A 24,748-nucleotide genomic window follows, 5' to 3' on the forward strand; every position below is an offset into this window, starting at 1 on the left:
ACCCGTATGACCGCCAACCGACTCATCGGCCTCTACACCGGCCGCGTGGCCCCGGATTACGCCCGAGGCCGCGCCAGCGCCATCGACAAGCAGCCGGTGGCCGGCCCGCTCGCGGTGGGGCCCCTGGGCCTGGACGGTGACGAGCAGGCGGACCCGGACAACCACGGCGGACCGGAACGCGCCCTGCTCCATTACAGCCTGGACCGGTACGACGGTTGGCAGGCGCAGTACCCGGCTCACGCCGCCCGCTTCGTCGCCTCCGGCTTTGGCGAGAACCTCGCCAGCCACGGCATGGACGAGCGCAACGTCCACATCGGCGATATCTACCGCATCGGTTCCGCCCGGGTGCAGGTCAGCCAGCCCCGTACGCCGTGCTGGAAACTCGACGTACGCTTCGACATCCCGGGCCTGGCCCGCGAGGTCCAGGACACCGGCCGCTGTGGCTGGTTCTACCGCGTGCTGCAACCGGGCACCCTCGGCGTGGGCGACACCATCGAACGGCTTGAACGCCTGCCCGACACCCTCAGCATCGCCGCCGCCATGGCGGCGGTCTACCAGCACAACCAGCGCACGCCCCTGGAGCAGCTCGCGGACTGCGAGGCCCTGGCCGCCAACTGGCGCGATAAGGCCCGAAGAAAGCTGCGCGGCCTTGGCAAACACTGATCAATCTGCACGCTCGCGTTGGCCCCCAGGTTTTCCGATGCAAGGCGCGGCATGCCGCGGGTAGTGGTTCTACCCGCCCGTTTCTAATTGATTCGAGGCGCAACGCAGGATCGGGGAACCCGGGGCACCAACCCCACAACTTAATCAACGAAGGGGCCCGGCCGCCCGTTGTTGATCAAAAATGCACGCGCGCACGGCGTTGCGGTTCCCTTGTGCAGAATGACTGCACGGCAGTCACCGCGCATTAAACGCACGCAAAAGCGACTCGAGCGCGAGCGTGTACGTGGATCGGTGTTTCCCTGGCAGGCCCCAGCGCCCACCGCCGACTTGCCGACAAGCCATCCCCCGGGTAGAACAGCGCAACCCTCACCGCTCACATGCTCCCTGTGCACTGCGCTCGACGCATCGCCGACTTGCGCGACTGGCCGAATCGCGTGGCCAATCCGGAGAGCTCGTGCCGGTGCGCACGCGAACCACTCCACAACGCGCCGCCTACGTCTGTGAACTGGCGGTCAACTCCTGACGCACAGGCTTTAACGCGATTTCCGGCCACGCTATCCATGGGTTGCACACAGCCGGGGCGCACCCCCGCAGGGCGCCACCCCGGCGGTGCTTTGTTCAAATCGCAGGAGCAAAACTATGTGGAACGTTCGCAAGACAGCCATTGCCATCGCACTGAGTTCGCTGTTCACCGTCGGCGCCGTGGGCGCCGCCCAGGCCCAAGACCTTGGCGGGTCGGCAGAAGGAGCGGCCGAAACCGGAGCCGAGGCCAGTGGCGGAATGGCCGGCGGCTCCGAACGGGGGTCCGAGGCCTCCGGTGGCGCGGCCGGCGGTGCGACCGGTGACGGTCGGGCCCCGGGTGCCGAAGGCGGTATGGGCGCAGGTGCCGGCGCGGACACCCGGATGGGTGATGACGGCGCCGAAGCCGAAACCGATGCCGAAGCCGAAGGTGGCATCGACCTGGGGAATGACACCGAGGAGGAAGAAGACTGAAACCAGGTCCGTCGACAGGCCGGCCCCTTCGGCCGGCCTGTACTGCCTGCTCCCCGGGGAGCGATGCCCGGGGTCATCGAACCAGCGGGGGTATCCCCTTTACCCCCTGAACCTTCCTGCCCATGGCACGCGCCATGGGCTTTCCCGAGCCGACGCAAGTCCTGGTGGCCCGGAGCCGAACACCTTCCTCCGCCCCCTCGCATCCCCTCCGAACGATTTCCACCGGTTCTCCAAGCGGTGTGACCGATGACGGATATCCCTTTGTCTGTGCAGGTTCGCGTGCCTGTTCTATAGCGATCCGACCGCACCGATGTGTATGCGCGCTCGGCGACGGGGTAGCATGATCCCATTCGCGTCGCGCGGGAGAAGCGATCGTGCTGTTCTGGCTTACGCTGGTGCCCTTCCTGCTGCTGTTCGCATGGCTGGTGCCGTTGCGCCGCCCGGCCTTCGAGGCCGCGCCGCTCGCCTATCTCGCCACACTCGTGCTGGCCGTCCTGGTCTGGGGGGTATCGGGCCCCGTGCTGGTGGCCAGTCTGCTGGACGCCGCGGTCGTGTTCGTGGAGGTCCTGCTGATCATCGTATTGGCGCTGCTGGTGCTGAACGTGATGATCGGTACGGGGCACATGAGCGCGATCCAGTCGGTGATCGCCAGCGTCTCGCGCGACCACCGGGTACTGGCCATGCTCCTCGGCTGGGGGCTGGTCAGCTTCGTCGAGGGCATCGCCGGTTTTGGCACCCCCGCGGTGCTGGCCGCCCCGCTACTGGTCTACTTCGGGATGCGGCCGCTAAAGGCCGTCGCCATCGCCCTGATCGGCAACAGCACCGCCGTCCCTTTCGGTGCGGCCGGCACCCCCGTGATCATCGGCTTCGCCGGCCTCGGCCTGGATGCGGAAACCACCCGCTCCGCGGTGCTGCAGACGGCCGTGATCCACACCGCTCTGGCGCCGTTTGTCACGCTGTTCATGGTCTGGGTCGCCACCCTGGGCGAGGAACGCGGGCGCTTCCGCGCATTCGTGCCGTTCGCCGTTCTGTCGGCCCTGGCCTTCGGCATCCCGTACCTGCTGGTTGCCTGGCTGGTGGGGCCTGAGCTGCCGTCCATCATCGGGGGCGTGGCGGCCATGGCGATCATCGCCCTGGCGGCCCACCGCGGCTTCCTGCTGCCCGGCCACGAGCGACGGGAGGAAGTCGAGCAGGCCCCGGTCGGACGCGTCCTGCTGGCCTTCGTCCCCTTCGCGGTAATGGCCGTTGCCCTGATCGCGTCGCGGACCATCATGCCCCTGCGCGAGGCCCTGCAGTCCGTGCGCTGGTCGCCCGGGGCGTTTCGGGAGATCGAACTCGGCCAGAGCCTGACCCCGCTGTACACCCCGTATTTCTACTTTGGTCTTGCCCTGCTCACCGCCCTGGTGCTGTTCCGCGTGAGCCGCCCCACGCTGGCCCAGGCCGTCGCCGCCACCTGGACCAAGCTGCGCGTCGCCGCGATCGTGCTGGCCTTTATCATCGCCCTCACCCAGCTCCTGCTGACCTCCGGCCACAACGCGGCCGGCCTGCCGTCGATGCCACAGGTCCTGGGCCAGGGGCTGGCGGAGATCCTGGGCGGCACATTCGTGATGTTCAGCGCCTTTATCGGCGCCCTGGGCTCGTTCATGACCGGCAGCGCCACCGTCTCCAACCTGTTGTTCGCGCAACTCCAGGCCGATACCGCCGACGCCCTGGGCATGGCGATTCCGACCGTGCTGGCTCTGCAACTGATCGGTGCCGGGGTGGGCAACATGATCTCGCTGCACAACATCGCCATGGCGGCCGGGGCCGCCGGGCTGCAGGCCCGCGAGGGTCAGGTGATCCGCGAGACCATCGTCCCGGTCATCGTGGTGTGCGTCGGCGCGGGCCTGCTCGCCCTCGCCTGGTAGCGCCCGTCCGGCGCCTGCGCCGTGGCCCCGTGGCTCGGGGCTGGCGTCGCCGGCCACACTCCTGTACACCGGGGGGCGGAACCCCACACCCCGGAGATCGCATGTTCGCCAAGCCGCTTCTTCTCGCCGCCCTGCCACTCGCCGCCGTAATGGCATCCCCTGCCTGGGCAGCCGAGGACACGATCCAGCAGATCCTGGAGGCCAAGGCGGCCGCCTGGGAGGCCGGGGACGGCGAGGCCTGGGCGCGCGACTATGCGGAGGATTCTGGAGTGGTCAATCTGGTCGGCACGCGCTTCGAGAACCGCGCCGGCAATGCCCGGCGGCATACGGAGCTTCTGCAGGGCCCCTTTGTCGGCACCTCCCTGGATGTGGACGTCCAGGACATCACCCTGCTGAGTGAAGACACCGCCTTCGCCGAGGCCCGGTTCCGGGTCTCCGGTATCGAATCCATGCCCGAGGGCCTGCCGGACCACGGCGACGGGGAACTGCACACCCGCATGAGCTTCCTGCTCGAACACGACGAACACCACGGCTGGCAGATCCGGTTCGGCCAGAACACCGCGGTGCACCGGTAGACCGGGCCCCGGTCGCGAACGCCTCAACGGCTGGCGTGCTCACCGGGTACATCCCGGCCAGGGGGATCCCGGCGCTCTTCCAGCAACCGCTTCAGACATTTCAGATCGTCTTCCACCGCGCGGCGATCGGCCCGGAACTGCTCGTCCGTCGTCCCCGGCTGGCGGAACAGGCTGAACACGAACTCGCTGCCCGCTCCGTTCGGCAGCACGCGCATGGGGTTGTGGATCACCGCGCCGGTGGGCAGCTCGACCTCATGATCCAGCACCCCGAACGGGTTGGCCGGGGCAAACCGCAGCGTGACCGTGCCCACGGGGCCGTCGACGACCCACGCATCCCCCGCCTGCCGCACGCTTGAACGCGCCAGCCCCGCCGCCCATAGCGGCAGGTTTCTCGGGTCGCACGCGAAGGCGTACACGTCCTCGGGCGCTCGCGCGATCGAGGTCGTCAGATGGACCACCTCGGCCAGGTGCGGCCCGCGGACGTCCACGTCACCGACCTTCGTACGCGCGAACGAGCGCCGCGATGTCGAACTTCTTCATCTGCAGGAATGCCTGCGTGACCCGGGCCAGCGCCTCGGGGTCACCCGGCTGCATCAGCTCGTCCAGCACCGCGGGCACGATCTGCCAGGACAGGCCGAACTTGTCCTTCAGCCAGCCGCATTCCACCGCCTGCCCGCCATCGGCCGTCCGCCCCGAGGTTCACGCTTGCGCAGCGCAGCGGGAGGACACGCAGGCGCGCGTGCCCTCCCACCCGGTCAGCCTGGCTTGCAGGCCAGGCCGTACTCGAAGGTGTGGATCTTCACCCCCTCGGGGAAGGCCGCCTTCAGCCGCCGCTCGAACTCGGCGTAGATCTCGGCCTTGTGCTGCTGGACGTCCCAGTCGCGGCTGTCACAGTCGACGCCCTCGACGTCGAGTTCCATGTTGAACTCCAGATCCGGGGCCATTTGTACGCGGATTCTCGGCATGTCGATTCTCCTTCCGGTTCGGGGCCCTACAGAACGGGCACGAGCAGCAGCGCCATGATGTTCAGCACCTTGATGAGCGGGTTGATCGCGGGCCCCGAGGTGTCCTTGTAGGGGTCGCCGACCGTGTCGCCGGTCACTGCGGCATGGTGCGCTTCCGATCCCTTGCCCCCGTGATGCCCGTCCTCGATGTACTTCTTCGCGTTGTCCCAGGCGCCGCCGCCCGCGGTCTGCGAGATCGCCACGAACAGCCCGGTCACGATCGTCCCGATCAGCAGCCCCCCGAGGGCCTCGGTACCCAGGAACACGCCGACCAGAACGGGGACCAGCACGGGCAGCAGCGAGGGCACGATCATTTCGCGGATCGCCGCGCTGGTGAGCATATCCACGGCTCGAGTGTAGTCCGGCTTCGTGGTGCCCTCCATGATCCCGCTGATCTCGCGGAACTGGCGCCGCACCTCGTTCACGATGCCGGAGGCCGCGCGACCGACCGACTCCATGGTCATCGACGCAAACAGGTACGGGATCAGGCCGCCGATAAACAGGCCCACGATCACGTTCGGATTGCTCAGCTCGAAGTTGTGCCCACCCCCGGTGTGATGCACCAGCTCGTGGGTGTAGTCGGCAAACAGCACCAGTGCCGCCAGGCCCGCCGAACCGATGGCGTAGCCCTTGGTCACGGCCTTCGTGGTGTTGCCCACCGAATCCAGCGCATCGGTGGTGTCCCGCACCTCGGAGGGCAGATCGGCCATCTCCGCGATGCCACCGGCGTTGTCCGTGATCGGACCGTAGGCGTCCATCGCCACGATGATCCCGGTCATCGACAGCATCGTGGTCGCGGCGATCGCGATGCCGTAGAGCCCGCCAAAGGCATAGGCCACCAGGATGGCGGCGCACACCGCCAGCACCGGCGCGGCGGTCGCCTTCATCGACAGCGCCAGCCCGGCGATGATGTTGGTCGCGTGACCGGTCGTGGAGGCCTCGGCCAGATGGCGAACCGGCCGGAAGACCGTGGAGGTGTAGTAGTCCGTCGCCACCATAATGACGCCGGTCAGGACCAGCCCTACCAGTGCCGCCCCGTACAGGCGCAGCGCGGCCCCGCTCTCGATCCCCATGTTGTTGGCCAGCGCGGTATCCGGAACCAGCACCAGGGTAACGGGCAGGAATGCCACGGCAGCCAGCCCCCCCGAGACGATTAGCCCCTTGTAGAGCCCCCGGATAATCTCGGAACCCTCGCGCGCCTTGACCACGAAGGTACCGATGATCGAGGCCAGGATCGCGCCGCCACCCAGCACCAGCGGATACACCGCGGCCATCAGCCCCAGCTCGGGAATCAGCAGCGTGCCCAGGATCATCGTCGCGATGATGGTCACTGCATAGGTCTCGAACAGGTCCGCGGCCATCCCGGCGCAGTCGCCCACGTTGTCGCCCACGTTGTCGGCGATCACCGCCGGGTTCCGCGGGTCATCCTCCGGAATACCGGCCTCGACCTTGCCCACCAGGTCCGCCCCGACATCCGCGCCCTTGGTGAAGATGCCACCACCCACACGGGCAAAGATGGAGATCAGCGAACCGCCCAGGGCCAGCCCGACCAGGGGCGAAAGTCCCACATCGCCCCCCTCCGGTGTCAGCCACCAGAGCACGGCGAAATAGCCCGCCACCCCCAGCAGCCCGAGCCCGACCACCAGCAGGCCGGTCACCGCGCCCCCGCGGAAGGCCACATCCATCGCCGCCTCCAGGCTCGACTTCGCGGCCGCCGCCGTGCGCACATTGGCGCGCACCGCCACATGCATGCCAATGAACCCGGCGGCCCCGGAAAGCACGGCACCGATCAGAAACCCGACCGCGGAGCCGATGCCGATCACCAGCCACAGCCCTACGAACAGCACCACCCCGACCACTGCAATGGTCGTGTACTGCCGCTTCATGTAGGCCGAGGCGCCTTCCTGGATCGCGCGTGCGATCCGCCGCATCTCGTCGGTACCCTCCGATCGCGAAAGCACCCAGCGGATGGACAACAGACCGTAGACCAGCGCGACAACGCCGCACAGCAGCGCAAACACGAGGCCGGAAAGTGGCATGGACATGAGCTCCCCCTTCGATACGTCGTGACACAAGATCCTCCGGCGCAGCGGGCACCCGCGACGTTCAAGAAGAACGCGCCAGGCGCGACGCCACCGCCCGGGTCAGGCCCGGACATCCGGTTTGTGCAGCCCGGTCGTGCCTGCGCGCGACCGGTCGTCGAGGCGTGCGGCGGCCGCTGGCGCGGGCGTACAGCCTCGACAAACGTATCGGGGGATGGTGGGTCGGCCGGGAGATCACTCAGTGACCGGACCGCAAAAACCCCTTACAATGCTAGGGAACTTACGTGGTGCGATCCCGGCCGTCAAGCCATGCAGCCATCAGGGTTTTCGGAACCTGCGCCGACATTACCGTTCACAAAGAGCGTTGATCGCGCACGACCGGGCCCGATTCGTCCCGCGGCCACACCGCGTATCCGATTCGCCGCATACAGGGACGCGGGCACGCAAGCGCGGAAGTCGCGTAAAATCCGCCACTTTCCAACTGACGCAAGCCCCTACTCGCAGGCCTTCCCATGACCAGTGCCCAACCAGCCACCCCGAACTGCTACTTCTGCCGGGTATCCGCCGGCCTGGCCGACCCGCTGATCTACGAGAACCGCTCGTTCGTCGCCCTGTTCGACACCAATCCGGTCAACCCCGGGCACGCACTCGTCATTCCCCGGCGCCACGTGGTCTCCCTGTTCGACCTCGACGACACCGAACAGGCGGACTACTTCGACGCGCTTCACGGCGTGCGCCGGGTCATCGAAGCCACGGACCTGGAAAAGCTGTACCGCAACATGCGCGTCCGCGAAGACCTGCGCGAGCGCCCCAAGGACCACATCGACAACGTCCTGGACCTGCCCTTCCTGGGCAATCCGCCCGATGCCTATACCGTCGGCAACAACGACGGCCGCATGGCCGGGCGCAGCATCGACCACCTGCACATGATCCTGCTGCCGCGCTACGCGGGCGACGTCGAAGACCCTCGCGGCGGCATCCGCAACGTCATCCCGGATCGCGCGAACTACCACCGCCATGCCCACCCGGGCGTACGCACCGACACGGCCTGAACAACGCCAATGCCATGCGCGTGGCACGCCTCCACCAACCCCTCGGCGCAGTCGCCTGGCTCGCACTGACCGCGGCATCGTTGGGTCTGCCGACGGCCAGTGCCAGCGGGGACGAGGACCTCGGTGCACGCATTGCCCAGGAAGGCAACGACCGCGGGGCGACCGCCTGCATCCAGTGCCATGGCGAACAGGGTCAGGGCCAGTCGCAGCCGCCGTTCCCGCGCCTGGCGGGGCTGCCGGAGCAATACCTGGTGGAGCAGCTGGAGGCCTACCGGGACGGCCTGCGCCCGAACGCCACCATGGCGCGGATCGCCCAGCACCTGAACGACGAAGAGATCGAAGCGATCAGCCGGCACTACGCGGAGATGGAACCGGCGGGCGGCCCGCATGACGTGCCGGGCGATCTGGCGGAACGAGGGCGCGAGATTGCCCTTGCAGGATTGCCGGAACGCAACGTCCAGTCCTGCGCCTCCTGCCATGGGGACGAAGGACGCGAACGGAACCCCAGCCTGCCGCCGCTGGCCGGCCACCCGCCCCGCTATCTGATGGCACAGCTCCAGGCTTATGCCCACGGTGCGCGCGAGACGTCCCTTGCCGGCCTGATGCAGGGCATCGTGAGCGAACTGGAAGAGGAAGAAATGGCGGCACTCGCGGCCTACTACGCCTCCCTGCCGGCCCGCGGCGAGTAACCAGAGCTCGAGGCAACCTGTCCATTCGGCCTGGCACTACCCCGCTTCCACCGCCCCCGAGGCCGGATCAAACACCCATGGTTCGTCGCCGAGGCGGAACCGAAGAGTTCCCTCCACCCAGCCCAGCGCCTCGTAGCGTTGCGCCTCCGGATCCAGCTCCCCGTGGTGCTCAACACGCACTGGGATCGCATTCGCTTCCACCGAGTCGCCCAGCGATTCGCGATCCACGACCGTCAGGGTACGGTTCCCTGCAGGTCCTTCCTGCGCGAACACCACATGGCGCCCATCGTCGCTCCAGGGCCCGATCGTGACGCGGCCCCCGTACTGAAACGCCGCCGGGCTCGCCGCGCCGCTGTCCGCCCGCACCAGCCAGCCGGCGCTGTGGGCCGCACCGCTGGTGACCACCGCTACCCAGGCATCATCCGGGGATGCCCTGGCCTCCCGGAATCGCGTTGTCGCACCGAAGGCGTTCTGCGCGTCCACCTGGATATCGCCGGGCAGGTCTTCAATGCCAAGGAGCGTGGCACCCTCCGCCGTCCGAACAGACGCCTCACGGATGTCGAGCGGCGCCTGCACGGACGCCTCGCCGTACCCGGACGGATGCTCTTCCTCCCCCGACGGCGTGCAACCACTGATCACGAGCAACGTGACTACCACACCGGCGGCGACCCGGGGCGCGACGCGTCGAACCGAGCGGCCGCGTCCAGGCCAGAACGCGCCCGCGCCCGACCGCTCCGCCAGCGCATCCTCGCGTTCTCGACTGTTCGCGAGACCCCGCATCCCCCTCCAACGACACACACCTGCATCCGCAGAACTCATAGTGCGTGTCCTCTTTATGGTGTTGACTCGGTGCTCGTCTTCAGAGGTCTCCGAACACTTCCGACGCGGGCACCGGCTGGCCCAGGTGGTACCCCTGTCCAAGGGCAACCCGGTAGTCCTGCAGGATGGGAATAATCGCCTCCTGATCAACGAATTCAGCGATCGCCTCCTTGCCAAGGCCAACCGCAAGATCTGCGATCGCCCGGACAATGACCCTACTTTCATGGTCATCCACGAGTCTACGAGTAAAGCTTCCGTCGATCTTGATGTAGTCCACTGGCAGCTGGCCCAGGTAGTGGAAACTGCTGAACCCCACCCCAAAGTCATCCAGTGCCGCGCGGCATCCAAGCGCGCGTATGCCGGTCAGCACACCCCGTGCCGTGGAAAAGTCGCTGACGGCTGCGGTCTCGGTCACTTCCAGGATGAGTTGCCGTGGGTTGGCACCACTGGCGCGCAACTCCTCGGCCAGGTAATCCGTAAGGTAGTCGTCATGCAATGACTGCCCGGAGAGGTTCACGGCCAGACTGATGTCTTCGTCCTGAATCCTGCCCAACAACTGCAGCGCCGCGCGCAGCACCCAACGATCCAGCTGCACGATCTGACCACTGCGCTCGGCAAAGGGGATAAAACGTCCCGGCATCAGTAACTCGCCTTCACCACCGTGCATGCGCAGCAGCACCTCATAGTGACGCACGCTGCGGTCACTCAGGCGCACAATGGGCTGAACCATCAGCTCAAAGGTGTTGGTCTTCAACGCCTTGTGCAGCTGGTCCACCCAGTAGACCCGCTGCTCCAGTTCATCCCTGACGTCTTCCACCGCGTGCAGCAAGTGCCAGCGTTGAGGCCCTCCCTCTTTCGCCTGATACATCGCCACATCGGCGCTTGCCATCAGGTCAGCGGGCGTAGCGCCGTGCTCCGGGAAGCGGGCAATACCTATGCTGGCCGACACCCGATGGTGCTGCTCACCGATGGCGAGGTCCACATCCTCCAGCAGCTTCACCACGTACTGCGCTACGTACATGGCCTGATCGTCGCTCGCGCCCTCCAGCAACAGGGCGAACTCGTCACCGCCCAGGCGCGCGATTACGCCGCGGTATCCCAGATACTCGTACAGGGTATGGCCCACTCGGCGCAGCAACTCGTCCCCGGCGTGGTAGCCCCGTAGCTCGTTCACATCCCGGAACTGATCCAGGTCCATCAACAGGACGGCGCCATGGGCACCCTTGGCCAGGGCCTGATCCAGCGCCTCATGGAAGTAGCGGCGATTGTAGAGTTCGGTGAGCGGATCGCGCTGGGCCAGCCAGGTCAGTCGAGCCTCGGCGGCCTTGCGTTCGCTGATGTCCAGCCCCACGGAGATCCGGCCCGGCTCATCCCCGGGAAGCGGCGCGTGGTACCAAACGACCACCCGTTCCTCACCACCGGGCGTGCGCAACGAACGTTCTTCCTCCCCCTGCTGGACATCTCCATCCAGGACGGCAGATCCGATGGGCAAGACCTCGTCAAACGTCCGGCCGATCAAGTCCTCCTCGGAATGCTCAAGCACGGTCGTCGTGTATTCATTGACCAGAGTGATCCGCCCGTCCGAATCCTGGCTGATGATAAACACCCGTGCCGTGTCCAGAAGGCTACCGATGAAATCGCGCTCGCGCGCCAGTGCCTGGATCTGCGCCGCCAGCTGCTGATCCCGGTTCTGCACCGTGCCCTCCAGGGTCTCCAGCTGATCGGCCAGATCCAGGGTCGTGGTCTCCAGTTCATCAATCTCGTCCTGAAACCGCCGGCGCGGTTCCGGAATCACCTCCCGGGTCCGCGCGAAGCCACCGCTGGCCAGCCCCGGCAGCACCTCAGCCAGTCGATACAGGCGCCGCATCGGTGGCCAGACGATCAGCAACACGATGACCTCCGCGATCACCCAACCGGTCATCCCGGCGAGGAACAGGTTACGGGTGTGCTCCCGGATGGCAGCGACCTGAGAGGAGATATCCGAGAGGGACAGCAAGTACCCCTCAACATCGGTATCCGTGCCGCCATGGCCCGCAAGCGGGAGCGCCTGGACTTCCAGAACCCGCGACCCATCCTTGAACGTCACTGGATCCCGAGACAGCGAGGACCACGCCACCTCCTCGGCCATGGCGCGCAGGGTCGGCAACGTCTGTTCGATCCGGGTGATCGCCAGGAGATGCCCGCCCCATTCCGGCACCTGACGGAGCATATCCCCCGTTTCGGGCTGCCCTGCGCTGCGCAATAACAGGGCAACCTCACTGCCGGACACGTTACGGACCTGTTGGGTGAGATCGGCCAGAGACCGGGAAACCAGCACAGTCCCCGCCATTTCCCCATCCACCAGCACCGGTACCAGACTGTGGATAAGACAGTCGGCTGCACAGCGCAGATCGCTGTGAGGCCGCTCTGTGTCGCGGACCCGATCCAGCCAATCTTCGACGAGCCCGGGCGTCAGGCTGTCGTCGTCACCTCGGCTGGAGAGCAGACGCCCCGATTCGAGATAGATCCGGACCTGCGCCACTCCGGCGTCCAGTTCCAACGTGGGCCATTGGGTCGCCAACACCTGATCGGCCAGTATCTTGTCTCGCTGCTCGAGCGCACGGGACAAGCCCGGCGCCGCCGCCACCACGGCTGCCAATTGCTGCAGGCTGTCCTCGGCACGTTCCAGCGCCAGCCGCATCTCGCGTTGCTCGCGAGCGTGACTGTCCTCGCGCTCCTGCTGGAACTGGCTTTCCAGGATGTCATGGCCCAGCGTGGTAATCAGCGCTACCAGACCGACCAGCACCAGACTGGTCAGCACAATAAGCCGCCCCGTGAGTCCCACCCGGATGCGCGAATGCGATGTGTGTGGCTTCGTCATCCCCAGGTGCCCGTTCTATTGCGTTCCGGCCGGTTTCAAAAACGCAGGGAGAGCTGCAACATCAGCATGTTCCAGCGCTTCCGGGTCTCGGATGGGTCGGGATTGTCACCGGATGGCAACCAGCCCGTACCTTCGATGTGGTGATACTCCGCCCCCAGCATGACCTGCGGGTGCGGATGCCAGCGCAAGCCAACGGTCCAGTCTTCGGCGTAGCGCGCATGTGCCGGCAGGCCAGTAGCGGCTGCAAAGCCACGTCCGGAACGGTCACTGCGATCGACCACCAGGCTGTCGTAACGAATCAACCATTCCCAGTCATCACTGAAGCGACGCGAGTACTGCAGATACCAACTCTCCCCGGTGATATCGAAATCGGCCCCGAGGTCGCTTAGTCCCTCCATGCTGGAATGACGCAGCGCATATTCACCGGTCAGGCTCCACAGTGGCTGGTTGTACTGGAGGGAAAGAATCCAGGGCTCGAATTCAAACTGCCCGTCGGGCCCACCATCGCGCTCAAAGCGTGCCTTGACCTGAGCAGCACTCAACCCAGCGACCACACGGCCACCATCGTGCTCGTAGAGCAGCTGCGCGATCGTCGAGTTACGCGGCTCGATAGAACCCGGGACGTTATCCAGTCGCAGCGCCCCCTGTAGATCGTCATCGGCCTGAGGCCGTCCGAAACCGACCTCGCCGCGCAGGAGCCCGGCATCGCCTATCCGCTCCTCGAAATAGGCCTTGCCACCGTCGGAGGCCAGCGCCAGCGAACGGGCACGATCGAAATAGATGGATTGAGGCAGAAGGATGCCCGGCCGGGTAAAGGGCATATCGCGGGTTTGATTGTAGAGGCCGAAAGGATTCTTCACTCGCCCTAGCTGCACACCCACCGTTCGCTCGGGCCCGGATAGCGCCTGGTAATCGATCAAACCATGATCCAGTTTCGGCCGGCCATCATCCCCGATCTCCCCGGCACGCCGGCTGAGCACTTGCGCCGAGAGCAGCAAGTCTTCACGGGGCCGCAGGGAGGCGTTAACCCCAAGCTCCGTGAAGTCGAAGCTGCCGCTGCCGTCGCTGCTGGATCCGAAAAAGTTGTTGTAGTCCGTCGTCACCCAGCCCTGACTGAGAAACCCGTGCAACTGCAAGGTCCCCAGCGCACCCTCGTCGGCCATCGCCGGGCCAGCCGCCGATGACGCAATCAGTAACAGGGTCCCGCCCAGGGCAGGCCGCACCTTATTCCATCTCGATGACTTGGATACGCTCATCCAGGTACTCCTTTGTGAGGTAGCCAATCGCGCCGGGCGTGGTGCCCACACGCTCATGCATCTCCGACAGAGATCCCACTCGACGGGGTGCCTGGCCGGTGCCGGAAAATACCGCTCGGTCCCACGCAAGGCGTAACTGATGGGGAAATACCCCGAGCTCTTCCTTCGCAAAGCGCACATGTACGGGGTCGTTGTCCCCCAGCACGAACACGCGCGCGATCTCGCCGTCCGGCCAGCTGCGCTGGCGCATGCCAAACAAGGCCCGGGTGGTGTCGCGGGTCAGGGTCTGGGTCGCCACGCTCGGATGGGCGACCACAAATACCGCTTCATCATCCGCCTTGGACAGACCTGCGATGCCGAAAGCGACACCCACCCAAAGCGCGATGAAAAGCCGAAGCGCGCCACGTCGATCAGGGACGCACGCACCAGCAGATCCCGCAGAGGGAAGATTACGGTTAGCAGGACAGATGATGGGCGCTCCCTTTCCTGTCAGGCATCCGGAGGAACCGGACCCATGGCGTGAATCAGCCGCATCTCGCCGATCCTGACTTTCCCGGATACGAAACATCGGTCTCCTTCGCGGGCTTGTCAGGACTGCAACACTCAAGCTCCGGATTGTACTGGGCTGCTCACCGAAATCTACTCGCCTGCGCGCCCGGATCCACCTTCGTACTTCATCTTGCCTTCAGTGTCTGCGGGGCGCACACGGGACACTCGGTGTTCCGTTAATGGCAGACTGCATGGAAGCCAAGTCCGATTCGGGTCCGTTGCAATGATCTTCGACATAACACGGTGAAAATGAAGCGCCCTCCTCCCCTGCTGTCCACCGGTTTCGAGCCTCAAGGTGCAAGTGCCTGCCAATGGCTTGGCCTGGCCCTCCTGGTCTCCCTGGTCTTGTGGATTCTCGTTCCCCCGGCGGCCTTGGCCTCCACATCCACCGAACAGACGATCGAGATCGGCGAGCTCGGCAGCTTGACGCTGCGCGAACCGGCGACCTTCTGGGTCACCGACCGCGCGTACGAGCCATCTGAACTGCCGCTCGATCAGTTCCGCCCTCTGACCAGTGATCAAATCAACCGCGGCATCACAAAAGAGGCCCACTGGGTCCGGGTCCGGCTGTCCAATGCAGACGCGGAACAGCCGCAACACTGGGTTCTGCACCACGAGACCAGCTACCTGGATGAAATGGCCGTCTATTTCTCCGATAACGGCGCCCCACTGGAAAAAGTGCTGCTCAGTGACCGGCAGCCCTTCGCGGAGCGCCTGCTCAACTACCGGACACTCGCGTTTCCCCATACCACCCCGGCGGATGGTTACACCGACCTGTTTCTCCGGCTGCAGTACACGAAGCCCGACGCCATGTCGCTGAACGTCTTCCTGAGCCGTGCGGATCACTTCCACAGCCAGTCACGGGGCGAGTACCTCATCTACGGTGGTTACTACGGCCTGTTGGCGGCTCTGATCATCATCGCCGGGACCTTCTCGCTGATCATGCGCCAGGGTGTTTACCTGTGGTACGCCGCATTCCTGCTGGCCAGCATTCTGATGTGGGCGCTGCTGAACGGTTTTGCCTTCCAGTACCTCTGGCCCAATTCCGTGTTCTGGCACAACGAGGGCTTTCACATCGTATTCCTGGCGGTCGCCATCACCGCCCTGCAGTTCTCGCGCCTGTTTCTCCAGACTCGATACTGCTGTCCCCGCATCGACAAGGTCATCCTTGCGGCCCAGGGCATCATGGTTGCCGGAATCGTCTTGCGGTTCGCAGGCTTCTACACGCCAGTCCTGTACCTCTCCTTCGCCTCCCTGGCCCTACTCGCATTGCTACCCATCCTGGGCGCGATCGCCTACCGGAACGGCATGCGGTATGCCCGCTGGTACACAGTGGCCTGGAGCCTCTACGGTCTGGGCCTGCTGATCAGTGTGTTCAGCGCCGGCACTTCATTGTTTGCATGGGGCATGGCACCACTGGCGTACGCCCAGGCCTTTAGCGCGCTCGAAGCCGTGTTCCTGCTGGTCGCTCTGGGAGAAAGGTTGATCGACTGGGACCGGGACCGCCTGCAGGCGCTGAAGGTCGCCAACCAGGACCCGCTCACCGGGCTGGGCAACCGCCGCGCACTCAACGCGGCATTTGATCGCGTAAAGGCACTCCCCCGATCCAGCGAACTGTCGGTATTCCTGATTATGATCGACCTGGACAACTTCAAGGCAATCAATGACCACTATGGCCATGATGCCGGCGACCGCATCCTCACCCGACTCGGCAATCTCCTGCTGCAGTTATCCCGGCCTCAGGACATCTGCATCCGCTACGGTGGCGAGGAATTTGCCATCCTGCTTGAGGCACCCGGCCCGGAACAGGTGCGCCTGATGACCGATCGGATCCGCAAAGAATTCTCCGACACGCCCACGGATTACGAGGGCCACCGCATCGAGCACACCCTGACAGCCGGCATCGCCATGGCCCCTTCAGCCGGTCGCCGGTTTGACCCGGACGCCCTCATCCGTCAAGCCGATGCCGCTTTGTATCAAGCCAAAAACGCCGGGCGGAACCGAGTCGTCTTCCAAATGAGTGAACCAGAACCCCCAGAAGGTCAGGACTAGTGCTTCGCATCGCTGCCGTGTTGCTGGGCCTTGTGATTCTTGCCAGCTACATCGGAGTGCAAAACTGGGAGGCCATGCGGGTGCTCCAGGACATCGAGGCCGGTGACGGACCGAGCGCGCTAAAGGACCGCACCCCGGAACCCGCGCGCGAAACGCTTGCAGTCACGACGAGCGAAGGGGCCATCGAAGCCGACCTCTACCATCCCCGGCAGGATGTCGGCGCCCGTATTGTCCTTGTGCCGGGCTTTACGCCAGAGGGCAAGGACGACCCCCGCCTGGTACAACTCGCCAATACACTGGCCCGGGCACGCTTCCTGGTGCTGGTCCCCGATCTGGAGGGCACGAAAGCCCTGAGGATCCGCACCCAGGATGCCGCCGCCATCGCGGATGCCGCTGCCCTGTTGTCCCGCCTGGAGGCAGAGCGCGCCCCGGATCACCAGGACGTCGGGGTCGCGGCAATCTCTTACGCCGTGGGCCTGGCCGCGCTCGCGACGCTAACGCCACAGGGAGAAGCCAGCATCGACTTCCTGGTCGGGGTCGGCGGCTACTACGACACGAAGAACGTCATCACCTTCGCCACGACCGGGGCCTTCCAGGAACCTGGGTCAGACCGCTGGATGACCAGGACTCCCGATCCACTGGCGAAGTGGCTATTCCTGCGCGGCAATCTGCACATGCTTAATGCCCCCGCAGACCGCGAGATCCTCGACGAAATTGCCTGGCGGCGCATGCACGATCCCGAGGCCCCGATCGACGAACTGGCCGCCGGTCTCGGCGAAGAGGGGCGAAGCCTATTGGCGTTAATCCGGAACGATGACCAGGAACGCGTGCCAGCGCTCCTCGAAGACCTACCTGAAAGCGCACAGGAGGCCATCGACATGCTATCCCTGGCCCACCGGGACCTCGCGCACCTTTCCAGCGGGGCGCTCCTGATCCACGGCCGCGACGACAACATGATTCCCCACACCGAAAGCGAGCGCCTCGCCCATGCAGTCGGCGAGACCGACCTGCATCTGATCGACGGCTTCTCCCACATCGATGCGCGAGGCGTGGGCCTGGTGGGCCAGTGGCAGCTCATCCGTGCCGTAACCAACCTGTTGGCTCGGCGGGACAACTGACCTGCGACAGGGGCACCTTCTCGCCCGGCCACCGCCTACTGGACAGCCCTCGTCCCGCGGCAGCCGGGATACTGCGGGCACCCCCCAGAACTCCTGCCCCATATTGGAGCCCCGACGGGCCTTGCGCTTCACCATGGCGCTGCCGCACTTCGGGCAGTCCGGAATAGCCGGCGCCGCGTGTCGCTCACGCAAACCCTCCACGTGTGCTCTGCGGGTCTGGCGCGAACGCTCGAGTCCGCAATTCTCCAGCGTTGCGAGCATGGCGTGGACCTCGTCTTCGCTCCACACCTCATCCCGGAATGAGCGGATGTAGCTCACCAGCCCCAGCCCATGGACCACGTTGTCCGGCATCCGTGTCTTGAAGGTGCTGCCACCGACGAAAACCACTACCGAGTGAATCTGCTCCGGGTCTACCCCCAGCGCCTCGGCTACCGCGCGTTCATGGCGATAGTTCTGGCGCAATGGATTCTGGAAACGGAACGACCGGCGGTAGATCTTCTGTGTCCACTGGGCCTGGGGCTCACTCCCGAAAATCCAGCCCCGCATATTCTTCGTCTCGATGACGAACACCCCGAACCGCGACACCAGCACATGATCGGCCTGTGTGGTCCCGTCCGAGGTCTTAAGCATAACGTCGTGAACCACGCGACCCGACTTTCCATCCAGACCAACCGCCAGAACGAGGCGAACCCACAGCTCGCCAAGCCAGCCCTTCACCTTTGGAAACCGAGCGATTGCAACCAGCGCCGCCAGTACCCAGGCCCACCAGAACTGCAGAGCCGCGTTCACAAATACTGCGCCCAGATCGATATCCATCTCGATTTCCTTCTCCGCTCCCGGGATCCCGCATCGCCGACTGCGCGGGATCAACGAAATCGCGGCTGTCCTCTCTTCGCTCTTCCCGTCGAGACCGTTGTCCTCGAGTCAGTAGGGGACGGGGCCCCACTCCCGGCGCAACCGCGTCAGTGTCGGATCGAATTGGCAGCCAATCCGCCGGTCCACCTGCTCGAAATGGCGTGTCAGCTCCGGCATGGCCTGACGCAGCTTTTCCACTTCGTCCGGAGGAATCTCCGGATCCCCCTCCTCCAGGCAGATTCGCGCCAGATCATAGCCCCAGGCCTGACCGAGGTAGTTCACCTTGTGGTGATCACAAACGTCTTCCGTACCCCGCGCTACCTGCATCAACTGCCGCGTGAACTCATCGTACTGCCGATGCTTGATGGCGCATTGCTCGCCTCCGCCGGGCGCGCCCGCGACACCCTCGGCCACCGACTCCGGCGCGACCCCCGTCAGCGTCGGGTCATACTCGTCGTCCAGAACCGCGGCCAGCAATGCGTCCGCCGTCTCGCCGGTCTCCCGCCATTGGTCGGCAGCCGCGGCCAGCTGGCTGCGTTCCTCGTGCAGCTCACTGTACTGCTCCACCGAGCGCTGAACCTCTTCATCGAGACGCCAGTAGGCCTCGAGGGATGGTCGCGCGTCCCGGTTCAGCTCCGCTTCGCACCGATCCTCCATGCGCGCCGGATCGTTCTCCCATGCACGACGCCCATACTGCTCAAAGCAATACGGGATCGCCGCCCGGGCAATCGAGTCGTCCATATCGGGGGTACCGAGGGCCGGGCGTACCTGCCACTGCCTTTCCAGTTCATCCCGGAGATCGTCTTGCTGCGTCACCAGCGCTTCGTAATGCGCGCGCCGGCGATCCAGCTCCTTATCCTGCTGCTCCAGGGCTACCCGCACCCGCTCGCCGTCACCTTCCAGCCTCGCATCGTTCCGAGCGACGGCGGGTTCCTCATCGCCGTCCTCCGGAACGGTGTCCGCAACCCGCTGTTCCCCGCCCTCCGGAACTGACCCTGACTCCAACTCCGGCGCCTCAAGCTCCGCCTGTCGTCGCACCGGCACCAGTCGAGCGGCCTCCGGATACGCCTCCAACAGCTCTTCGTAGCGCGCCTCGGGGGCGTCCGACTCTTCAATGCGGTCCACCATGCGCTCGAACACCGCCTCCCGCAGTGGCGTCGCGGGATAGGTTTCGAGAAACTCCTGATACGCCTCCAGCGTGTCGCGCTCCCGATACGGCGCGAAATCGTCCTCATCGCCACGAGGTGCCAGCTCCAGGTGAATCGCGATGGGCTCGCCCCCCATAGCCGACGTGGGCTGTTGATGAAGCTCCGAGTCGTGATACCCCTCCTTGCGCGCCAGGAAGTACATCCCGGACCATCCCTCGGACCGCGAGGTCGTCAACCGAAAAGGGGTCCTCGTATAGTGATAAAGGCGGTCCGGACGATCCCCTCGATAGATCTCGGCTCCGGGCGGATCCGACGTCAACACATACTGGGTAGGCCCATGCTGGACACCAGCACATCCCGCCAAGACCCAGGTCAGCCATAGCCCAACCGCCGCCAACCCTACCCGCCTCAGCCCCTTGATCATCCTGCCGCTCCCTGACCCTCGCCCGTGCCAAACGAGCCTAGGCCAGTCCGTGCGAAGTTGCCATCGCGGCCATCGGCCAGAAAGCCGGGCCCGAGAACGCGGCGCCGCGCCCCGGTCAGGCCAGTAGACGCGCGCCCGATCTTGGGTATGCTGCAGGCATACCCCGGCTATCGCTCGCGATCGGCAGCGGCCGGGATTCCGACACCCACGCGGGTGTCGGGGCGCGCCACGAACCACTCGGCGCCGCATCCCGATGTCGCGTGCGTTAACCAGGAGCCTCACCGTCATGGGCATGGCCTGTTGTGCACCGCACGGCGCGAACGCCGGCATCAACCCCTGCCACTGTGGCGCGGCCCATACCCAGGCGGCCCTCCGGCGCATCGAGGCCGACCTGAACCGGCGCCAGTTCCTCGGCGGTGCCGCCGCCGTGCTGGGCATGTTCGCGGGCTTCGGCCTCGCCCCGCGCGAGGTCAAGGCCGGTGAACCCGGGCAACCGCTGCTACTCACCCACCTGCGACTGTTCGACGGCGAGACCCTCGAGATGCGCGAGGACGTGGACATCCTGATCGAGGACGGCCGCATCGCCGCGCTGCCCCGGCGCGGCGAGGGCCCGACCGCCGCACGCATAATCGACTGCGGCGGGCGCGCGGTCATCCCCGGCCTGATCGACGCCCACTGGCACAGCACGCTGGTCGGGGTCAGCCAGATGACCGCCATGACCGCGGACATCGGCTTCCTGCACCTGATGGCCGGGCGCGAGGCCGGCGCGACCCTGATGCGCGGCTTCACCACCGTGCGCGATCTCGGCGGCCCGGCCTTCGGCCTGAAGATGGCCATCGACCGCGGCGCGGTGGCCGGCCCGCGCATCTTCCCCTGCGGCGCGATGATCTCCCAGACCTCCGGGCACGGCGATTTTCGCCAGCGCCACGAGTTGCCACGCATGCCGAGCACCCCGCCGAATTACATCGAGAGCAGCGGTGTCGCTGCGATCGCCGATGGCGTGGACGAGGTGCTGCGCCGCACCCGGGAACAGCTGATGCAAGGCGCCAGCCAGATCAAGATCATGGCCGGGGGCGGCGTCTCCAGCCTGTACGACCCACTGGATACCGCCCAGTACCTGGAAGAGGAGATGCGCGCCGCCGTGCGCGCCGCCGCCGACTGGGGCACCTACGTATGCGCCCATGTCTACACGCCGCAGGGCATCCAGCGCGCGATCCGCGCCGGGGTGCGCTCCATCGAGCACGGCCAGCTCGCCGACGAGGAGACGGTGCGCATGATGGCGGATGCCAACGTGTGGTGGAGCATCCAGCCCTTCCTGGACGACGAGGACGCCAACCCGAAGACGGACCCCGTCTCCCGGGCCAAGCAGCTCCAGGTGAGCGCGGGCACCGAGCGCGCCTTCGAACTGGGCCGCCAGTACGGCGTGCCCATGGCCTTCGGCACCGACATCCTGTTCAGCCCCGAGGGCGCCGCCAGCCAGGGCCGCCAGCTCGCTAAGCTGACCCGTTTCATGGCCCCGCTGGAGGCCCTGCACATGGCCACCGGCGCGGCCGGCCAACTGCTCACCCTGTCCGGCGACCGCGCCCCCTACCCCGGCCGCCTCGGCGTCATCGCCGAAGGGGCCCTGGCCGACCTGCTCGTGATCGATGCCGACCCGGCAGCCGGCCTGGACTGGCTGGATGCACCCGCCGACCACCTGGACCTGATCATGAAGGGCGGCAGTATCGTCCGGAACCAGCTGGCCCACACTCGATAGATCAATATCCGCCGGTCCGCCTCATATTCCATTCTCCGGATCGCCACTACCCGCCATGGAGTCATGCACGAATGATCTAAAGAATGTTCACCACCAGCCGGCTGCTGGTACTGGTGACGGTCGTGGTCAGCACCATCGCGGCTCTCCTGCTGTATGCCGCCAATGTATACATCGGGTTCAATATCGTGGTCGATTTTGTCCAGCAGGTACCCAGCTCGGTCGATGAGGGCAAGAGCCTGGCGGTGAGGTTCCTGAAGGTCCTCGACATGCTGCTCATCGCTCTGACTTTCCAGATCATCGCGGTTGGCTTGTTTCGGCTGTTCATCAAGCCGGATTCCGGCAGCAAAAGCAGCTTGCTCTCCGTGTTGGAGATCCGGCATTTCCACGACCTCAAAGTCACGATCATTCAGGTCGCGATCGTGATCCTGGTTGTGCTTTTTCTGGAGCAGGCAGTGGAGGTTGGCGCATCACTGGAAACGCTCTACTACGGCTTCGCCATCGCGGTGATCATCGCCAGCGCTGTGTTTGCGTTCCGGAACATGACACATGGCGGGGACTGAACTCACCGTCCCTTTCTTCGGCGGGGAATCCACCGGGCCACGGCCCGCGGATCAGGGGACAGGCAGATCCGGCGACCCACGGCTCCCGGCCAAGGTCTTGCGCTCGCTCCGCCCGGAATACTCCGCACTTCCTGATTATAGATCCGCAAGCATCTCGCGCCGCCCGGAATCACCAGCGCCGGACCATCGCCTCCCAAGAGGGACAGGACATCCCGCTGCAGGTATGGTGTGGCCATGGGACAAGGCAGTCCCACAGTCGGGCCGGGACGCGCCCGACCCGGTTATGGAAAGACCAGGGAGCGAACATGTCAGGGAAGGGAATCTTGGTCGGCCTCGTGGTACTCACTGCCGCGGGCTTCGGCTACTACCACTACGAACTCCAACAGGCGGAGCAGAAACTCGACGACCTCGTCGAACGGCTCCAGCCACTCGGCACACTGCATTACACCAACGTCGGGGTTGGCCTGGGCGGCAGCCTGTACGTAGACGGTCTGCTGTTCGAGCCCCACAATACGGCGGTGGGCCGCATGCGGGCGGAACGCGTCTCACTGGAAACCGGCAACCTGTGGCGACTCGCCCGCCTTCGACACACGCTGGACGCCCGCCGCCTCCCACAAGAATTCGGGTTCTCGGTGCAGGGCCTGACCCTTCCGGCCGGGCTGGTCACCGGCAATCAAGGCGACCCACCCGCACTGTCGCTGGACACCGCCGGATGCGGTTCCTACCACGCCGCTCCGCCGGACGAATTGATGTCGGCGCTTGGCTACCACGACATCCCTCTGGATTTTGCGGTCCGCTACGACCTGGCAGACGGCAACGACCGCATGACCGTGCACAGCACCTTCGGCATGGGGCCGTTAAGTGCCGGCTCGTCCACTGCACACTTCTCGCTTGAGGCCCGCTCCAACCGGGCGCGCGATCTCGCACCGGCGCTGATCAACGCTCCCCTGCAGTCAATGACGGTGGTCTACGAGGATCGTGGCTACTACCCCGCATTGATGGAATTCTGCGCGGCCGAAATGGATATGACCCTCGAGGACTACACCGAGCACCACATGGGTGAATGGGTCGAGGCCTGGCGCCCCTTCGGCCTGCAGCCGGGGCCCACGCTGGTCGCAGCCTATGAACACTTCATCCAGGCCCCCCGCGACCTTTCGCTGCGGATCGGTCCAATCGACAATCCGATGCTTCTCTGGGCGAACCTGGACTCGGCCGAACGCATGCTGGGCCAGATCGAACATCGCCTGAGCGTGGCGGGCAGACACTTTGGCCCGGTGGACCTTTACCCGGTCGCCCCGGAGCCCGCCCGGACGACCCCTCAGCCCCAAACGAACTGGCCCCAAATGCGGCCCGAACGCGACACGCAAGCCGAACCCTCAACAACCGCCACCATTGCACTGACGGCTCTGGAAGAGCACATCGGACACACACTCCGCATCACCCTCGCCGACGGACGCGCGCGCAACGCTGAGCTGCTGGCCATCGAGGGCGATCGCATCCGCGTGCGTCGTCGCGTCGGCAGCGGCTATATGGAGGCGCCGATTGCTCTCTCCGCGATCGCCGAGGTACGCCGCCTGCGCTGAAGCCATCCCACCCCGGTGACTACCACTCGACCCGACAGTCCTGTGCACAGGTGACAGTTCTTACGAAATCACGGGTGTCCTCTTCGAGACGCTTTCGCAGCGAATCAGAGGCGTGGATTCCGGCGGCCCAGGCTCCCCGAATCTCGCGCCCTGGAGGACGGGCCGAACACCGTGGCGAGAATCATCCGCGTGGAGATCGCGATCAACACCACCCCCAGTAGCAGCATGCCATCGACCACCCAGCCGTTCTCGAACCACGGCAGGAGCGGATCCGAGTTTCCGAGTCGTTCCGCCAGGCCGAGTCCCAGCAACATCGCTCCGGGCGTATGCACCATGAAGGCAAGCCGCATCGCCCGCGCCCGGTCATCCTGCCTCGGCGCCACATCGTTTCCATGCCCCGAATCGGACTCGTGCCCAGCGCCATCAGACTCCTGCCCCGCGACGTCGGTCACCAGAGGGTCCCGCCTCGGGTTCACATTCGTCTCCTGCGTTGGCGATACGGACGGGTATCGCCGCACGAACATCCAACCAAGACCGGCGGGGACGACCACAAACCCCAAGAACAAGACCGTCAGCGCCACCCCCATCGACGGGTCGCCACCGGCGATAGCCCAGCCTGCAAAGAGCACGACAACGGGCAGAATCAGCGTTGCGAGGGCGTACCGCACCCGAGGCCCCAGTGCGGCCCGCCTGGCCATAAACAGGATTCCCAGTGCGACCAGCACTGAGGGGATATACAGAATCAGTAAAACCATGCGCGCCTCCATGCGTCGCTATTAACCACTCTCGGCCCGGGTCAGATCAGGCCTACTAATCCAGGGACAGAACCCGACCCCACAGCCC

The 24,748-nt window shown here is 65.6% G+C and carries 20 protein-coding genes and 2 pseudogenes; 11 read left to right on the top strand and 11 right to left on the bottom strand.

Translation table 11 applies throughout. The annotated features are described in order from the left end of the window. The first annotated feature begins 6 nt into the window (after positions 1-6). From D105_RS0104460 to D105_RS0104475, 4 genes are all read left to right on the top strand, one after another. The gene (locus D105_RS0104460) at positions 7-663 is read left to right on the top strand and encodes an MOSC domain-containing protein (RefSeq protein ID WP_018877623.1); all 657 of its coding nucleotides are present in this window, start codon (positions 7-9) and stop codon (positions 661-663) included. A gap of 639 nt (positions 664-1,302) precedes the next feature. Further along, positions 1,303-1,656 (top strand): hypothetical protein, encoded by a 354-nt coding sequence (locus D105_RS0104465; RefSeq protein ID WP_018866076.1) that lies wholly within the window; start codon positions 1,303-1,305, stop codon positions 1,654-1,656. A 374-nt stretch (positions 1,657-2,030) separates the two neighbouring features. Continuing rightward, complete coding sequence (locus tag D105_RS0104470) at positions 2,031-3,563, top strand: L-lactate permease (protein ID WP_018877624.1); 1,533 nt, start codon at positions 2,031-2,033, stop codon at positions 3,561-3,563. Between the two features lie 101 nt (positions 3,564-3,664). Further along, positions 3,665-4,138: an SgcJ/EcaC family oxidoreductase gene (locus tag D105_RS0104475; RefSeq protein ID WP_018877625.1), complete on the top strand. Its 474-nt coding sequence runs from the start codon at positions 3,665-3,667 to the stop codon at positions 4,136-4,138. 23 nt (positions 4,139-4,161) lie between these two features. Here D105_RS0104475 and D105_RS0104480 read toward each other — a convergent pair whose 3' ends face one another. The 4 genes and pseudogenes from D105_RS0104480 to D105_RS0104495 all read right to left on the bottom strand — a co-directional run bounded on the left by D105_RS0104480 (position 4,162) and on the right by D105_RS0104495 (position 7,187). Continuing rightward, positions 4,162-4,626, bottom strand: a complete 465-nt coding sequence (locus tag D105_RS0104480) for an SRPBCC family protein (RefSeq protein ID WP_018877626.1) — start codon at positions 4,624-4,626, stop codon at positions 4,162-4,164. A 1-nt stretch (position 4,627) separates the two neighbouring features. Then, positions 4,628-4,825, bottom strand: a pseudogene (locus D105_RS14100) (VOC family protein); the annotation flags it as partial. A 68-nt stretch (positions 4,826-4,893) separates the two neighbouring features. Further along, positions 4,894-5,082: a hypothetical protein gene (locus D105_RS0104490; RefSeq protein WP_018866071.1), complete on the bottom strand. Its 189-nt coding sequence runs from the start codon at positions 5,080-5,082 to the stop codon at positions 4,894-4,896. A 47-nt stretch (positions 5,083-5,129) separates the two neighbouring features. Continuing rightward, positions 5,130-7,187 (bottom strand): sodium-translocating pyrophosphatase, encoded by a 2,058-nt coding sequence (locus D105_RS0104495; protein WP_018877628.1) that lies wholly within the window; start codon positions 7,185-7,187, stop codon positions 5,130-5,132. Positions 7,188-7,696: 509 nt separating this feature from the next. Between D105_RS0104495 and D105_RS0104500 the strand changes: the two genes are divergently transcribed. After that, complete coding sequence (locus tag D105_RS0104500) at positions 7,697-8,236, top strand: HIT family protein (protein ID WP_018877629.1); 540 nt, start codon at positions 7,697-7,699, stop codon at positions 8,234-8,236. A gap of 14 nt (positions 8,237-8,250) precedes the next feature. After that, entirely contained in the window at positions 8,251-8,925 is a 675-nt protein-coding gene (locus D105_RS0104505; RefSeq protein WP_018866068.1) for a c-type cytochrome, read from the top strand. A 36-nt stretch (positions 8,926-8,961) separates the two neighbouring features. On the opposite strand, the gene D105_RS0104510 is transcribed toward D105_RS0104505, so the two are convergent. The 4 genes from D105_RS0104510 to D105_RS0104525 all read right to left on the bottom strand — a co-directional run bounded on the left by D105_RS0104510 (position 8,962) and on the right by D105_RS0104525 (position 14,428). After that, a complete protein-coding gene (locus tag D105_RS0104510) occupies positions 8,962-9,705 on the bottom strand; it encodes a hypothetical protein (RefSeq protein ID WP_018866067.1) in 744 nt (247 codons plus the stop codon). 79 nt (positions 9,706-9,784) lie between these two features. After that, on the bottom strand, positions 9,785-12,604 hold the full coding sequence (locus D105_RS0104515) for an EAL domain-containing protein (protein WP_018877630.1): 2,820 nt from the start codon (positions 12,602-12,604) through the stop codon (positions 9,785-9,787). 35 nt (positions 12,605-12,639) lie between these two features. Beyond that, a complete protein-coding gene (locus D105_RS0104520; RefSeq protein ID WP_018877631.1) occupies positions 12,640-13,767 on the bottom strand; it encodes a hypothetical protein in 1,128 nt (375 codons plus the stop codon). Positions 13,768-13,828: 61 nt separating this feature from the next. Further along, positions 13,829-14,428: a hypothetical protein gene (locus D105_RS0104525; RefSeq protein ID WP_231366838.1), complete on the bottom strand. Its 600-nt coding sequence runs from the start codon at positions 14,426-14,428 to the stop codon at positions 13,829-13,831. A 353-nt stretch (positions 14,429-14,781) separates the two neighbouring features. Here D105_RS0104525 and D105_RS0104530 point away from each other — a divergent pair, with 353 nt between their 5' ends. Continuing rightward, complete coding sequence (locus tag D105_RS0104530; protein WP_018877633.1) at positions 14,782-16,461, top strand: diguanylate cyclase; 1,680 nt, start codon at positions 14,782-14,784, stop codon at positions 16,459-16,461. Then, positions 16,461-17,579: an alpha/beta hydrolase gene (locus D105_RS0104535; protein ID WP_018877634.1), complete on the top strand. Its 1,119-nt coding sequence runs from the start codon at positions 16,461-16,463 to the stop codon at positions 17,577-17,579. Before D105_RS0104530 ends, D105_RS0104535 begins: the two co-directional genes overlap by 1 nt. Positions 17,580-17,614: 35 nt before the next feature. Here the strand turns inward: D105_RS0104535 and D105_RS14520 are convergent. Both D105_RS14520 and D105_RS15175 read right to left on the bottom strand, forming a co-directional pair. Continuing rightward, positions 17,615-18,395 (bottom strand): annotated as a pseudogene (locus D105_RS14520) (NERD domain-containing protein). A 108-nt stretch (positions 18,396-18,503) separates the two neighbouring features. Continuing rightward, positions 18,504-20,006: a hypothetical protein gene (locus D105_RS15175; protein ID WP_018877635.1), complete on the bottom strand. Its 1,503-nt coding sequence runs from the start codon at positions 20,004-20,006 to the stop codon at positions 18,504-18,506. A gap of 286 nt (positions 20,007-20,292) precedes the next feature. Here D105_RS15175 and D105_RS0104545 point away from each other — a divergent pair, with 286 nt between their 5' ends. From D105_RS0104545 to D105_RS0104555, 3 genes are all read left to right on the top strand, one after another. Continuing rightward, positions 20,293-21,762 (top strand): amidohydrolase family protein, encoded by a 1,470-nt coding sequence (locus D105_RS0104545; RefSeq protein WP_018877636.1) that lies wholly within the window; start codon positions 20,293-20,295, stop codon positions 21,760-21,762. Between the two features lie 83 nt (positions 21,763-21,845). Beyond that, complete coding sequence (locus tag D105_RS0104550; protein ID WP_018877637.1) at positions 21,846-22,322, top strand: YqhA family protein; 477 nt, start codon at positions 21,846-21,848, stop codon at positions 22,320-22,322. Positions 22,323-22,627: 305 nt separating this feature from the next. Continuing rightward, positions 22,628-23,905: a hypothetical protein gene (locus tag D105_RS0104555; RefSeq protein ID WP_026280406.1), complete on the top strand. Its 1,278-nt coding sequence runs from the start codon at positions 22,628-22,630 to the stop codon at positions 23,903-23,905. A 104-nt stretch (positions 23,906-24,009) separates the two neighbouring features. Here the strand turns inward: D105_RS0104555 and D105_RS0104560 are convergent, their stop codons facing one another. Next, positions 24,010-24,660, bottom strand: coding sequence for a hypothetical protein (locus tag D105_RS0104560; protein WP_018877639.1), 651 nt, complete (start codon positions 24,658-24,660; stop codon positions 24,010-24,012). Positions 24,661-24,748: the final 88 nt, after the last annotated feature.

Source organism: Thioalkalivibrio sp. ALE28 (genome assembly GCF_000377425.1).
Lineage (GTDB): Bacteria > Pseudomonadota > Gammaproteobacteria > Ectothiorhodospirales > Ectothiorhodospiraceae > Thioalkalivibrio.